Consider the following 12,118-nt stretch of genomic DNA (forward strand, 5'->3'; position numbering starts at 1 on the left):
GACCATGAGCACCCCGGACACCACCGGCGCCGAGGAGCGCAGCCCGTTCACACGACCGGGATTCATCGCCGCGGCTGTGGTGGTCGCGCTGATCGCCGTGGCGGGAGTGGTGGTCGCGCTGACCAGCACGACGCGTTCCCAGCCGCCGACGCCCGCCTCCTCCTCCAGCCCGCCCTCGTCGGCGCTGTCGGCGCCCGCGTCGGCACAGTCCCCAGGTGGCGGGTCGAGCGTGTGCGGCCTTGAGGGGGAGGTCACCGAGCAGGCACGTCTGTCCCAGGCTCCCGACGTCGACTACTGGGACTACCAGGGAACCACGGCCTACCCTGTCTCCGCAGAGTTCGGTCCCGGGGCCACCGACCCGGCCGGCTTCCGTTACTGCTTCCAGCACTCACCCGAGGGCGCTCTCTACGCAGCCGCCAACGCCGTGTCTCAGGGGTCGGACCCCACCGGGGAGTGGCTGAACTATGTAGTGGCTGAGGGCCCCTACCGTGACCAGTTGGTCTCCGATACAGGCACAGGTGAGGATTCTGACGAAACTCGTATATCGATCGTGGGGTTCAGGCTTCTTGAATATGAGGGCAGCACAGCTCGGGTTGATATCGCAGGCCGGGCTACCGTAGAGGGACAGACCTTGACGGTATCTGGCGTGTACGAGCTGGTTTGGCAAGGCGGGGACTGGAAACTGAGCTCCGAGGTCGCTGAGCCGCTTACCCTGGCAGAGATCCCCGACACCTCAGGGTACGTGATCTGGGGGGAGCAGCCCGGTGGCTGAAGACTGCAGGTTCACAGAATGGAGCTGCAAGGCGAAGAATCTTGCCGAGAGCACGGTTGGTGACGCGATTGAGAACCTGGCGACTGCTGTAGTGGAGGCCTATGGCAGGGCGGTGGCGTCTGTGGGAACGATCTGGGTGAATATCGGGACCCCGAACCTGACAGGATCGGGCTCGCAGACCCCTGCGATCTCTCCTGACGAGATCCCTCCTTACAGTCCCTGGCTGGAGAGGGTCCTGGACCACGTCATGTGGGTCAGCCTCGCGGCCGCGGTACTGTCGCTGCTGATGCTAGGAGCCGTGATCGCGGCACGTATGCGGGCCGGCGAGGGGGTCATGGCGGTCGGGCGCGTGGGCATGGTGCTGAGTGCTGTCGTGCTGATGTCCAGCGCGAGCGCGCTGGTCAGCGGCGCCATGCCACCGGTGCCCAGGGGGGCTGGAGGGGCCACCCTGTTCCTGCAGTCGGCGCTGTGGTGGTACACGGGTGCGGCAGCGGTCCTGTCCGTGCTCGTGGGTGGGGCGCGGATGGCGTGGGAGCAGAGGGCCGAGCCTGGGCGTGAGGTGCTGAGGAGCCTGCTCACCCTGGTGGTGGTTGCCGGTTCCGGGGTCACCCTGGTCGGCGTGCTGGTCCGGTCGGCCGACAGGTTCTCGACGTGGATCATCGACAGCTCGGTGAACTGCACGGTTTCCGAGGAGGGGTCGACATGCTTCGGGGACAACATGCTGGCGCTGCTGGCCCTGGGCAGCGGAGCGGCCGGCGGCCTGGGTCCTCTTCTTATTATTATTCTGGGTCTCATGGCGGTCCTGGCGTCGGCCTTCCAGGTGGTGCTGATGGTGGCGCGCGGCGGGATGCTGGTTATTCTCACGGGTATTCTGCCGCTGTCGGCGTCGTTTACCAATACTGAGATGGGGCGGAACTGGTTCAGGAAGTGCGTGGCGTGGCTGGTGGCTTTTATCCTGTACAAGCCGGCGGCGGCCGTGGTGTACGCGGCGGCCTTCCAGCTGGCCGGGACCGACGTGTTCTCCGATGACGGGAGCGGTTTCCTGTCGGTCCTGACCGGTCTGATGCTGATGGTGATCGCCCTGTTCGCGATGCCGGCGCTGATGCGGTTTGTCACTCCGATGGTGGGTGCCGTGGCGGGCGGAGCCGCTGGTGGGGCGGCAGTAGGTGCCCTGGCGGCGCTGCCCACGGGTGCCGCGGCGGTGGGGCGGCTGGCCTCCGGCAGCGGCTCGTCCTCCCAGCCCTCCCACTCCTTGTCGGCTCCCTCGGGTGCTGCTTCCTCGGGTGCTGACGGGAGGTCGGGTGCCAGCGGGGAGTCGGGGGCTCACGCTGCGGGTCCGTCTGGTGGTGGCCACGGTGGCGGGCAGGCAGCAGGGGCAGGTGCCCAGGACCAGTCACGCTCCTCCGAGGCGTCCCAGTCGGGCCGGTCCGGTGCCCCTGGTGCCGGGACGGGTGGCACCAGCGGTGCTGCTGGCGCGGCGCCAGGTACGACGCCGGGTACCGGGTCTGCTGCGGCCTCGGCTGGCGGCGGTGCCGGGACAGGTGGCACTGGTGGCGCTGCGGTTGGCGGTAGTACTGGTGCGGCTGCCGGTAGTGGTGCTGCCGCGGCTGGCGGTGCTGCCGGTAGTGGTGCTGCTGCTGGTAGCGGTGGTGCTGCCGCGGCTGGCGGTGCTGCCGGTGGTCCGGTCGGTGTGGCCGCAGGTGCTGCGCTAGAGGCGGGTAAGAAAGCCGGGCAGGCGGCTGCGGGAGCCGTGCGGGCCGTGGGTGAGCAGGCCACGGGCCAGGCTACGGGCGAGGAAGGTGGTCCCAGTGGCAGCCGTTGAGACCAGCGGGGGAGCCCGGACCTACGGGAACTGGCGGCGTCCCTCCTCACCGGGGATCCTGGGGCTGGGGTCGGTAGGCACGGGCCTGCTGCTGGCGGGCCTGGTCCTGGTGGTCATCACGGTCATGGTCTCCGACGTCCTGCGTGCCTCGGTGGTGGCTGTCCTGCTTGGTGTCGCGCTGCTGGCAGTGCTGACCAGGGACGCCCACGGGCGCAACCTGGTGAGCCGGGTGGGGGCGAGGACCAGCTGGTGGTCGGTCAGGTCGCGGGGGCTGAGCATCTACCGCTCCGGCCCGCTGGGCCGGGCGCTGTGGGGCACCTACCAGCTGCCGGGGATCGCGGCCCCCACGCGCCTGAGTGAGCACACCGACTCCTACGGGCGCAGGTTCGCCCTGCTGTACACCCCGGCTACCGGTTCCTTCTCGGTGGTCATCGGCACCGAGCCCGACGGCGCGGCGCTTGTGGACCAGGAGCAGATTGACGTGTGGGTGGCGGACTGGGGGCACTGGCTGGCCAACCTCAGTGACGAGCCCAGCGTGGAGGCGGCGTCGGTGACCGTTGAGACGGCGCCGGACACCGGGACGCGGCTGCGCCGCGAGGTCTCGATGAGCACCGATCCCCAGGCCCCGGCGTTCGCCCGTGCCGTGCTTGAGGAGGTCGTGGACCGCTATCCTGCCGGGTCCTCGACGGTGAGGGCCTTCGTGACGGTCACCTTCACCGCCTCGCAGCGCTCCGGGGGGCGGCGCAAGCCTGAGGAGATGGGCCGTGACCTGGCCGCGCGGCTGCCAGGCCTGACCGCCGGGCTGGCGGCCACCGGGGCGGGGGCGGCGCACCCGCTGACGGCCCAGGAGCTGTGCGAGGTGGTGCGTGTGGCCTACGACCCGGCCGCGGCGCTGCTGATCGACGAGGCCCACGCCGCCGGGCAGGTCCCTGACCTGTCGTGGACGGACGTCGGGCCGGCCGCTGCGCAGGCCTCCTGGGACGGGTACCGCCATGACAGCGCGTTCTCCTGCACGTGGTCGATGACCCAGGCCCCGCGCGGCAACGTCCAGTCCGGTGTCCTGGCCAGGCTGCTGGCCCCGCACCGTGACATCGACCGCAAGCGGGTCACGCTGGTGTACCGGCCGATCGACTCCGCGCGTGCTGCGGCGATCGTGGAGGCGGACCTGCGAGCAGCGGAGTTCCGGATGACCTCGACGAGCAAGCCCGCCGCGCGTGACAGCCTGGCGGTGCGCGCGGCGGCCGCGACGGCCAGTGAGGAGGCCTCCGGGGCTGGGCTGACCCAGTTCGGCATGCTGGTCACCGCCACGGTCACCGACCTGGACAGGCAGGCCGACGCACGGGCGGCGATCGACAACCTGTCTGCCACAGCGCGCCTGCGGCTGCGCCCGGTGTACGGGTCGCAGGACTCCGCGTTCGCCGCCGCCCTGCCCCTGGGACTGGTGCTTCCCAAGCACGTGCGGGTCCCCGCCGAGCTGAGGAACAACCTGTGAGCAGGCGACCCCCGCGCGGTCAGCGCCGCAGGCAGGAGCGGGAGCAGGCGGACCAGCAGCGCCAGGTGCGCCCGCAGCGCCCGCCCATGCGCGGGTGGCCGGGACGTGGGAGGGGACCCTCGACCTATGTGCAGGCAGCTGAGGAGTGGCGCGGCACCACCGTGCAGGTGTGCGGTCTGTGGCCCTTCGCAATAGGCACCGGTACCCCGATGGTCGGCGTCCCCCTGGGTCGCCACGTCCACACCGGTGCCACGCTGTGCTGCGACCCTGTCTCGTGGTTCCAGCGCGCCAAGCTCATCTCCAACCCCAGCTGCTTCGTGCTGGGAAAGCCGGGCCTGGGCAAGTCCACGATCATCCGCCGCATGGCCACCGGCCTGGCCGGCTACGGCGTCATGCCCCTCGTGCTGGGTGACCTCAAGCCGGACTACGTCGACCTCATCGAGGCGCTCGGTGGCCAGGTCATCACCCTGGGCCGGGGCCGGGGCTACCTCAACATCCTGGACCCGGGCGAGGCCGGTGAGGCCGCAGCCCGGCTGCGCCAGGCAGGTCACACGCGTGAGGCCGCGCAGGTGCTCGCCGACGCCCACGGCCGCCGCCACACGATGGTCTCAGCGCTGCTGACGATCCTGCGGTCGAGCCCACCAAGTGACCGCGAGGAGACGATCATCGACCGGGCGCTGAAGTACCTTGACGTCCACCACGAGGGGGTGCCCGTCCTGGGCGACCTGCTACACGTCATCCAGGACGGCCCGCCAGAGGTGCGCGCCGTCGCCCTGGACCGCGGTGACGACGCCCGCTACAAGGAGATCACGGAGGACCTGGAGGCCTCCCTCATCGGCCTGACCAGCGGCGGCCGTCTCGGAGAGACCTTCGCCCACCCAACCACCAACCCGATGCGCAGGGACGCCGCGGTGGTCTACGACGTCAGCGCTATCGACGACTCCGAGATGGACCTCCAGGCAGCCACGCTGCTGGCCTGCTGGTCGGCCGGCTTCGGAGCCGTCAACGTCGCCAACGCCCTGGCGGACGCGGGCCTGGAGCCGCGTCGCCACTACTTCGTCATCCTCGACGAGCTGTGGCGCGCGCTGCGGGCTGGGCGCGGCATGGTGGACCGTGTCGACGCCCTCACCCGCCTCAACCGGCAGCGCGGTGTGGGCACGGCCATGATCTCCCACACGATGAGCGACCTGCTGGCCCTGGCCAGCCAGGAGGACCGGATGAAGGCGCGCGGCTTCGTGGAGCGCTCAGGCATGGTCATCTGCGGAGGGCTGCCCTCGGCCGAGATGCCCCAGCTCACCGCCGCCGTGCCGTTCTCCCAGGCCGAGCAGGAGCTGCTGGTCGGCTGGCAGGACCCACCCGCCTGGGACCCCTCCACAGGCCGCGAGGCAGAGCCGCCGGGCCGGGGAAAGTTCCTGGTCAAGGTCGGGGGGCGCCCAGGTATCCCCGTCAACGTCCAGCTCACAGACACAGAGCTGTCAATCAACGACACCAACAGGCTCTGGCACGAGCAGTCCCGCGTGGGCAGGCTGGAGGACAGCCCATGAGCAGGCCGACCAACCGCCGCCGCGACCCAGGCGGACTCTCCGGGGAGGCGGTCCTGGTCTGGGTCGCAGTCGTGGTCACAGCTCTCGTCACCGGCACCGTCTACGCCGCGATGCACCTGGGCCACCGGCTCGCTGGTACAGGTGTGGAGGTCCCTGCCGACCCCTTCGCCGTCGTCCTCGGCCTGCTCGGCGGAGACCTGATATGGCCCGGCGCCGCTGGCTGGTGGGTGCTCAGCGGAGTCGCTGTCCTTCTTCTCGGCCTCAGCGTGCTGGTCGGCGTGGTGGTGTACCGGCTGCGGCGGCGCCGCTCCCGCGTCGACCGCGCCGCCTCCTGGATGGGGCGCGGCCGCGACATCGAGGACCTCAGCCGCAGGAGCGCTGACACCAAGGCCCGGCGCCTGGGTGTCGAGGGGGCACCCGGGGTGCTCATCGGTCGCACTGTCACCACTGGGCAGCAGCTGTGGGGCTCGTGGGAGGACATGCACATCGACATCTGGGGACCACGCACCGGCAAGACCACCAGCCGGGCGATACCCGCGATCCTGGAGGCGCCGGGAGCCGTCCTGGTCACCTCCAACAAGCGCGACGTCGTTGACGCCACCCGCGACGTGCGGGCAGCCGCTGGCCCGGTCTGGGTGTTCGACCCCCAGGAGATCGCCCTGGAGGAGCCCACCTGGTGGTGGAACCCCCTGACCTACGTCACCGACGAGGTGCGGGCCGCCCGCCTGGCCGAGCACTTCGCCGCAGGCAGCCGTGACCCCGGGGCACGCACCGACGCCTACTTCGACCCGGCCGGCCAGGACCTCCTCGCCGGCCTCCTGCTGGCCGCAGCCCTGGACCACCGGCCGATCACCGAGGTCTACACCTGGCTGACCAGGCCCACCGACGAGACCGCCATCGACATCCTGCGCGACCACGGCTACACCCTCACCGCCGACCAGGTCGCAGGCGTCGTCGCCGCCCCGGACAAGCAGCGTGGCGGCATCTTCGGCACAGCCATGCAGATGGCCTCCTGCCTGACCAACCGCCAGGCGGCCCGCTGGGTCACGCCCCAGGGCCCCGCCGACACACGCAGGCAGCTTAGTGCGCAGGACTTCGTACGCGCCGACGGCGGCACCCTCTACTCCCTGTCCAAGGAAGGCCGCGGCAGCGCCGGACCCCTGGTCACCGCACTGACCGTCGCCGTCGTCGAGGCGGCCGAGGAGCTGGCCGCACGCTCTGCCGGCGGACGCCTGGCCACCCCCCTGCTCGGGGTCCTCGACGAGGCCGCCAACGTCTGCCGCTGGCGCGACCTGCCCAACCTCTACAGCCACTACGGCAGCCGCGGCATCGTGCTCATGACGATCCTGCAGTCCTGGTCCCAGGGAGTCGAGGTGTGGGGCGAGGCCGGGATGCGCAAGCTCTGGTCCGCGTCGAACGTCAAGGTCTACGGCGGCGGCGTGGACGAGGACGCATTCCTGGAGCACCTGTCTAAGGTCATCGGCGACTACGACCGGCTGTCCTCCTCCACCTCCCACGCACGCGGCCACCGCACCGTCTCCCACCAACTCCACCGCCAGCGCATCCTCGACGTATCCGACCTCGCCGCCCTGCCCAAGGGCCGCGCCCTCGTCCTGTCATCAGGCTCACGCCCCACCCTCGTACGCACCCTCCCGTGGATGACCGGCCCCCACGCCACCGCAGTCAAGGCATCCATCACTGCCCACGACCCACAGGCTGAGCGGACGATCAACGAGGCAGCCACACAGCTGGCAGCAGTAGAGGCAACCCTGCAAGCCCATGAGACGGAGGCACACCCATGACCGACTGGGGAACAGCTGAGGCGCAGCCAAGCAGCAACGACCCTGCTGATGCTGTTGACGAGCCTGACGAACAGCTGTGGTTCGGCTCGGTCGACGAGTTCGTACGCGACTACCTGCGCAACGTCTACCGCCGACGCATCGACGGGCGCCACCGGTGCTGGGCCGGAAGATGGTGGCAGCACGAGGAGGCCGTGATCCGCCTGGAAGCACTGTGGCGGGCCTGGGAGCACCTACGCCGCGACGCGGCCACGGGGATGAGCATATGGTGGCGAGACCACGCCGACCACCACATGGCCGTCCTCATGAGCCCCGACGGCCCGTTCGCCACCGCCACAGAAGGCACAGAGAACACCTGCAGGCTAGGCGAGCCCCTCCCCTACGTCCCACCACCAGAGGGCCTGTTCCCCGACGTACGGGAACAGCCGACAGAACCTGCCCCGGGCAGCACCAGCTGAGCACAGGCTCCCACACCGCTGCCACCGCCCCCGGGCTCCCCGGAACGCAAGGGGCACAAGGGGCCAGGGACCCGCTCACCACTGTAGCCCGCTGCGCTGAACCTGGGCGGCGGTCCTGACCTCCTGCGCCCCTCAATACCGCCAGTCTCCTCAGCCCAAGCCGATCCCTCCTCACCCCTCCCTGGTCCGCTGTGACAGAGGGGCCTGCCCGACTTCACCTGCCGATCCCGTGGGGTCCTGAGCTGTAGCCACGCCCAGGTCGGCTGCTGGTCCGCTGCTGCGCAGTGCGACCCGGCTGCCTCACCGCCTCAGTCGCGGCCTGCGGGTACGACGCCCGGACCGCTGACCTCACCGAGCTCCCCGTGCTCGCCGGTGACGGGGCTGCTGCACGCAGCTGGCTGCCCCTGTCGTCGCGTCGTAGGTCATCAGTCAGCCGGGGCGTGGCCACGGCCTGGCGTGCCTCCTCAGCGGTGGTGAAGAAGCGCCGGTAGCGCGATACCTCGGGCACCTGCTCAGCCACGGCGCGCGCCGCCCGGTCGCTCCGGGAGCCCGCTCCGTCCTGGGTGTCGAACACCAGCTCGCGGAACTCGCTGGGCACCCATCGCCCACCCAGCTCGCTGCTGTAGGTCTGCTCCACCCACCGCTGGACGATCCGGTACCTGGACACCTCAGCGGGAACCTCGACGTCAACCACCTGGATGTCGTAACCAGACCGAGCCAGCTGGGAGGCCAGACGCACGGCCTTGACCTCGTTCGCCATCACGCCATCGACCACGACGTTCTCACCACGCGCGAGAGCATCCTCTCGCACCTGGAGCGCGAGGTAGGAGGACTCCTCGTGCACCAGCGCGGCCAGCTCCATCGGCGCCAACCGCACCCCACGACCCGCCGCCTCAGGCGGCATCATGGCGGTGATGCTGCCGTCCTCGACAGCCGCACGGACCAGCAGCACCTTGAACTCGTCAGGATCCACAACAGTGAACCGCTGCCCAGCCTCCTCCAGGACCCGGCTGCGGACCACTCCCTTGCCCGCACCAGGCGGCCCGGCCAGCACGACGGCTTGACGCCCCGTGTCACCCCGACCGTGCTCCTGGTAGAACTGCGCCAGCAGACGCCGGTGCAGCTCACGACGCCCCGGCCGCGGCACGAGCTCCCCACCGACCTGCCGGAACCACTCCGGGTTGCGGACAGTGGCTCCTGGAGAGTCCGGCGACAGCGGCCCGCCCTCACGAGACAGCTCACGCAGCAGCCCGGCCCGCGCGGCCAGCTCAGCGGGAACCTCAGGCATCACCGTACAGCGCGTCGAGCACCGCCTCACACATGCCCACGTCGATCAGACCAGCCCGCTCAGCCCGGAAGAGGTCCTGGACAGTACCCTCCGGAACAACCATGAGATCATCACCGGGACTCGTGCGCATCTCGCCAGCCGGCACGTAGGGCCAGGCAACCAGCTGCGCCACCGCCTCCTCACGGTCCAGCTCCCCCGCCGCGTACCGCTGGCACACCTCGTACGGGCTCGCGCTCCGCTGGCCCTCCCTAGGCACCGGCACACGGCGGGCTGCCCTCAGCGCCGAGGACACGCTCGGCTGCGACAGACCCAGCTCGGCGGCCACCTGGCGCTGAGACGTCCTCGCCACCGCCACGACCAGCTGCCGGTGGTACTCCAGCTCCGCCAGCTCCTTCCTCACCCGCGCCCGCCTGAGCGCCCTCAGCTCCTGCTCTGCGACACCCATCCCAGCCCCCTTCGGCATAGACAAACCTATCGGCCATGCGGAGCGGCCGCCAGGAGCAGCAGCTAACCACACCGCAGTACCATGCGCTACTGCTCCAGTGACACCACTACATCACGCGGCTATGGTGTCATAGTACCGTGATGCCAGTGTCGGGGGGACCAGTCCGGCCGACCACGTCCGACGCCCCGTGCCCCGCCGGACCCGACAGCACCCGGCCCACCTGCCCGGCACCAGATCGGCGGTGCGCCCGGTCAGCCGCGGCCCGGGCTGGTCGGCATGTCGCACTGGGCCGCCTTTACCAGGGCTCTGGACACCGATAATGCTGCGACATCCAGCACCCTGGCGATGTGTGCGATGCTCTGCCCGTCAGCGCGCATGCGCACCGCCGCCCCGGTGCGCTCGGGTGTCATCACCGACGGCCGGCCACCCGTGCGTCCCTGAGCGCGGGCGTGGGCGAGTCCACGCCTGGTATTCTCACGGATCGTGGCTACACGCAGCTGCGCCAAAACGGCCATGATGCCGACGACGGCCTCGCCCATCGGAGTACTGGTGTCGACGTCGAGGAAGGGCTCGGTCAGGCTGCGCAGGCGCACACCTCGGCGACCCAGATCGCGAATCAGTTCGATGGCCACCTGCTCGGTGCCGGCAATCCGGTCGAGCGCGCGGATCACGAGCGTGTCACCCTCACGTAGGTAGTCCAAGCACGGGTTCCACTGCGGCCGGCCAGCGATCCGGCTAGACTCGCCACGGTCAACGAACACGCGCGCAACGCCCGCAGCGCGCAGCTCCGCCTCTGGGGAATCGGGGGTCTGCTCACGGGTACTTACACGGGCGTATCCAACGATGGAAGATCGGTCTCCCCGAACCGCAGAAGAAGACGCGCGCTCGCCGTCGTTCAGCGCGCAGAACCGCAGACTCACAATTAACTCATGCGGCTAAGTCGACTCCAACGAGCGACGGCCTCAGCGCAGGCAAGGGAGCAGTTGATTGACGTAGGCTCCGGATGCCACCAGGGTCGCTATGAACGCGTACCCGACAACGGTCACCTGCCGATCCCGTGGGGTCCTGACTCACGACCACGCCCGCGGCTGCTGCTGGTCCGCTGCTGCGCAGCGCGACCCGGCTGCCTCACCGCCTCAGTCGCGGCCTGCGGATACGACGCACGAAGTGCGAAGGAACTGATCTGGCTCTCAAGCGAGGGAGTCTGCTGCGACGGCTCGCAGGACAGCAGCCGCGACACGAGGTAATCGGCCAGCGGACGCGAATAGCCGACGACGGCTCGCAGGCGCAGCGCGCGTAACGTGTCCACGTCAACACGCCGCCAGTTGACGGGGTGACCAGCCCGCTCTGCGAGAACAGTCATGTAGAAACTCTGACTGCGCGTGTTCCCATCCCTGTAGGGATGGATGGCTGTCAGGTCCCCCCAGCACTCTGCGAGTCGGGTGGCGAACGTCGCCGCGTCCAGCCCGGTCAGGTAGTCCTCACGGCCGAGCCGGTCAAAGAGTTGTGACAAACTGTCCTGGATGTACTCGGGACGAGCGTAGACGACACCCGTCCCGACGGCCTGCACGTTTACGTCGCGCAGCCGCCCAGCGATACCGGGAACGATCTGCTCGAACATCCGCGTATGGATATAGCGCAGGTACTCGTAGCCAGGCTGAGACGGCACCGGCTCGATGCGCAACTCCGCCATCGCGGCCGAGGCGTAGTCGTTCATCGCGGCGTCGAGCCGCGCCATATCACGTATCCCCTTCGAGTTAACGAGGACACCCCCGCTGCCGGGATACGTATACTTGTCGTCCTCGCTCACCCGCGCGCGTACTTTTCGTCCAACTCGGCATACGCCTCAGCCGGAGTGATGTGCCCGTCAAGGATACGACGGGCACGGTCAAGAGCCTCGGCGTCCGGGAAGTGCCCAGCAAGCTGCTGAGCTTTCTCAATCAGCGCAAGCTCGCCCTCAACGTCAACGGCTGGTCGGACAGCTACGGCGCTGTGGGTCATGTCAAGCCCCCTTCGTCTTAGTCACTTCTTACTATATCAAGGCAACCGAAAACGGTCTAGGGGCAAGTTAGGTTTCGGGCAGGCAGGCGCTGGTCACTCCGACGACGACTACACAGGCACTCATGTGGGCTGGACTAACTGTCCTGATGACCGGAGGACTACCTCGGAGACACTGATACCGAGGTATCATGACACTATAGTTGCATGGACTATGGTCGGGGCTTGGCGTCAGCCTGCCTGCTGCGCGGGGCCGGGGTGAGTGGGGCCCGGGCTGGTCGGCACGTCGCGCTGGGCCGACCTCGGCCAGCGCCTCGCGACACCGGGCAGCCCGAGCAGCGGGGAGGAGAAGCCGCAGTCCCACGGGGACCAAGCCCCCTCCTCCCACGTCTGCCCCACACGTTTTGGGAGTCCTCACCGACTGGGTCCATGTTGCGGCACCCGCCGCTGGCCGACACGCGCCCCACGCGCCCTCAGCACCCGATGGGAAGTCCTCGCTC

The 12,118-nt window shown here is 69.5% G+C and carries 11 protein-coding genes; 6 read left to right on the top strand and 5 right to left on the bottom strand.

Features of this window, described 5'->3' with window-relative positions:
* Nucleotides 1-4 precede the first annotated feature (4 nt).
* The 6 genes from D4740_RS01835 (at nucleotide 5) to D4740_RS01860 (ending at nucleotide 7,887) form a co-directional block, all read left to right on the top strand.
* Nucleotides 5-772 (top strand): hypothetical protein, encoded by a 768-nt coding sequence (locus D4740_RS01835; protein WP_119835205.1) that lies wholly within the window; start codon nucleotides 5-7, stop codon nucleotides 770-772.
* A gap of 121 nt (nucleotides 773-893) precedes the next feature.
* Nucleotides 894-2,594 carry a hypothetical protein gene (locus D4740_RS01840; RefSeq protein ID WP_220475002.1) on the top strand — a complete coding sequence of 567 codons (1,701 nt, stop codon included), beginning with the start codon at nucleotides 894-896 and terminating at the stop codon, nucleotides 2,592-2,594.
* The gene (locus tag D4740_RS01845; RefSeq protein ID WP_182911304.1) at nucleotides 2,581-4,086 is read left to right on the top strand and encodes an SCO6880 family protein; all 1,506 of its coding nucleotides are present in this window, start codon (nucleotides 2,581-2,583) and stop codon (nucleotides 4,084-4,086) included. The genes D4740_RS01840 and D4740_RS01845 overlap by 14 nt, the downstream gene beginning before the upstream one ends.
* Entirely contained in the window at nucleotides 4,083-5,630 is a 1,548-nt protein-coding gene (locus D4740_RS01850) for an ATP/GTP-binding protein (RefSeq protein WP_119835207.1), read from the top strand. Before D4740_RS01845 ends, D4740_RS01850 begins: the two co-directional genes overlap by 4 nt.
* On the top strand, nucleotides 5,627-7,432 hold the full coding sequence (locus tag D4740_RS01855; protein ID WP_119835208.1) for a type IV secretory system conjugative DNA transfer family protein: 1,806 nt from the start codon (nucleotides 5,627-5,629) through the stop codon (nucleotides 7,430-7,432). Before D4740_RS01850 ends, D4740_RS01855 begins: the two co-directional genes overlap by 4 nt.
* Nucleotides 7,429-7,887, top strand: a complete 459-nt coding sequence (locus D4740_RS01860) for a DUF4913 domain-containing protein (protein WP_119835209.1) — start codon at nucleotides 7,429-7,431, stop codon at nucleotides 7,885-7,887. The genes D4740_RS01855 and D4740_RS01860 overlap by 4 nt, the downstream gene beginning before the upstream one ends.
* A gap of 214 nt (nucleotides 7,888-8,101) precedes the next feature.
* Here the strand turns inward: D4740_RS01860 and D4740_RS01865 are convergent, their stop codons facing one another.
* The 5 genes from D4740_RS01865 to D4740_RS01885 all read right to left on the bottom strand — a co-directional run bounded on the left by D4740_RS01865 (nucleotide 8,102) and on the right by D4740_RS01885 (nucleotide 11,621).
* Nucleotides 8,102-9,175, bottom strand: coding sequence for a zeta toxin family protein (locus D4740_RS01865; protein WP_119835210.1), 1,074 nt, complete (start codon nucleotides 9,173-9,175; stop codon nucleotides 8,102-8,104).
* On the bottom strand, nucleotides 9,168-9,620 hold the full coding sequence (locus D4740_RS01870; protein ID WP_147392815.1) for a hypothetical protein: 453 nt from the start codon (nucleotides 9,618-9,620) through the stop codon (nucleotides 9,168-9,170). Before D4740_RS01870 ends, D4740_RS01865 begins: the two co-directional genes overlap by 8 nt.
* Nucleotides 9,621-9,871: 251 nt before the next feature.
* The gene (locus D4740_RS01875; protein ID WP_259390588.1) at nucleotides 9,872-10,540 is read right to left on the bottom strand and encodes a recombinase family protein; all 669 of its coding nucleotides are present in this window, start codon (nucleotides 10,538-10,540) and stop codon (nucleotides 9,872-9,874) included.
* Between the two features lie 122 nt (nucleotides 10,541-10,662).
* Entirely contained in the window at nucleotides 10,663-11,358 is a 696-nt protein-coding gene (locus tag D4740_RS01880) for a Fic family protein (RefSeq protein WP_220475003.1), read from the bottom strand.
* 68 nt (nucleotides 11,359-11,426) lie between these two features.
* Complete coding sequence (locus D4740_RS01885; protein ID WP_119835213.1) at nucleotides 11,427-11,621, bottom strand: hypothetical protein; 195 nt, start codon at nucleotides 11,619-11,621, stop codon at nucleotides 11,427-11,429.
* Between the last annotated feature and the right edge of the window lie 497 nt (nucleotides 11,622-12,118).

This window comes from Actinomyces sp. 2119, assembly GCF_003591215.1.
GTDB lineage: Bacteria > Actinomycetota > Actinomycetes > Actinomycetales > Actinomycetaceae > Actinomyces > Actinomyces lilanjuaniae.

Excerpts from the sequence above, each read along its gene's own strand:
- D4740_RS01865 (WP_119835210.1), bottom strand. The coding sequence starts at position 9,175 with ATGCCTGAGGTTCCCGCTGAGCTGGCCGCGCGGGCCGGGCTGCTGCGT.
- D4740_RS01870 (WP_147392815.1), bottom strand. The coding sequence starts at position 9,620 with ATGGGTGTCGCAGAGCAGGAGCTGAGGGCGCTCAGGCGGGCGCGGGTG.
- D4740_RS01835 (WP_119835205.1), top strand. The coding sequence starts at position 5 with ATGAGCACCCCGGACACCACCGGCGCCGAGGAGCGCAGCCCGTTCACA.
- D4740_RS01860 (WP_119835209.1), top strand. The coding sequence starts at position 7,429 with ATGACCGACTGGGGAACAGCTGAGGCGCAGCCAAGCAGCAACGACCCT.
- D4740_RS01885 (WP_119835213.1), bottom strand. The coding sequence starts at position 11,621 with ATGACCCACAGCGCCGTAGCTGTCCGACCAGCCGTTGACGTTGAGGGC.
- D4740_RS01855 (WP_119835208.1), top strand. The coding sequence starts at position 5,627 with ATGAGCAGGCCGACCAACCGCCGCCGCGACCCAGGCGGACTCTCCGGG.
- D4740_RS01880 (WP_220475003.1), bottom strand. The coding sequence starts at position 11,358 with ATGGCGCGGCTCGACGCCGCGATGAACGACTACGCCTCGGCCGCGATG.